This is a genomic window from Nonomuraea sp. NPDC050790 (assembly GCF_044456745.1).
Classification (GTDB): Bacteria; Actinomycetota; Actinomycetes; order Streptosporangiales; family Streptosporangiaceae; genus Nonomuraea.
Genome location: NZ_JBITGF010000027.1, coordinates 1 through 1230, shown reverse-complemented (window position 1 = coordinate 1230; position 1230 = coordinate 1). Strand labels below are relative to the sequence as shown.

Here is a 1230-nt window from a genome sequence, read left to right as displayed (position 1 = left end):
GTGACCGGAAACGATCACCGGGTTGGCGCGTAGGACGGTCCTGCCGGTTGGATGAGCTGATCACGTTCGTTCAGCGGTCGGGAGGCCCAGTGACGCAACCGGTCAAGGTCCGCAGGCTCTCGGACCAAGAGGGGCAGAAGCTGCAGCGCATCGTACGGCGCGGCACGTTGAGCACAGTGCGATACCGGCGGGCGATGATCCTGCTGGCCTCGGCCGGTGGCAACACCGTCCCGGTCATCGCGCGCCTGGTCCAGGCCGATGAGGACACCGTGCGGGACGTCATCCACCGGTTCAACGAGCTTGGGCTGGCCTGCCTGGACCCTCAGTGGGCGGGAGGCCGTCCCCGCCTGATGAGTCCTGACGACGAAGATTTCATCGCGGCGACGGCCACCACCCGCCCGACCAAGCTCGGCCAGCCGTTCACCCGCTGGTCCATCCGCAAGCTCCTGCACTATCTACGCCGCCTGCCCGGCCGGGCCATCACCCTCGGCCGGGAGGCGTTACGGACCCTCCTGCACCGGCACGGGATCACCTTCCAGCGCACCAAGACCTGGAAGGACTCGCCCGACCTGGACTTCGACGCGAAGCTGGAGGAGATCGAGTACGCCCTCAGCCACCACCCCGAACGCACCTTCGCCTTCGACGAGTTCGGCCCGCTCGGCATCCGTCCTACCGCCGGGACGGGCTGGGCACCCGCCGGTGAGCCGGACCGGTTGCCGGCCACCTACCGCCGCACCCAGGGCGTGCGGTACTTCCACGGCTGCTATTCCGCCGGCGATGACCTGCTCTGGGGCGTCAACCGGGCGCGCAAGGGCATCGGCCACACCTGGGCCGCCCTGAAATCGATCCGGGCCGCCCGTCCCGATGGTGCGCCGATCTACGTGATCCTGGACAACCTGTCGGCGCACAAGAACTGGCGTATCCGCACCTGGGCCAAGGAACACAAGGTCAGGCTGCTGTTCACGCCGACCTACGCTTCCTGGGCCAACCCGATCGAGGCCCACTTCGGCCCGTTGCGCCAGTTCACCCTGGCCAACTCCGACCACCCGAATCACATCGTCCAAACCCGGGCTCTGCATGCCTACCTGCGCTGGCGCAATGCCAACGCCCGCCATCCCGACGTACTGGCCGCTCAACGCCGCGAACGCGCCCGGATCCGCAGTGAGAAAGGCATCCGCTGGGGCGGCCGGCCCCTCGCACCGGCAGTCTGAACCCCTCGCCCAACCCGGT

Annotated in this window: 1 protein-coding gene; it reads left to right on the top strand. The window is 68.4% G+C overall.

Features of this window, described 5'->3' with window-relative positions; genetic code table 11:
• Window positions 1-89 precede the first annotated feature (89 nt).
• Window positions 90-1211: an IS630 family transposase gene (locus ACIBEJ_RS52155; RefSeq protein ID WP_397190520.1), complete on the top strand. Its 1122-nt coding sequence runs from the start codon at window positions 90-92 to the stop codon at window positions 1209-1211.
• Window positions 1212-1230: the final 19 nt, after the last annotated feature.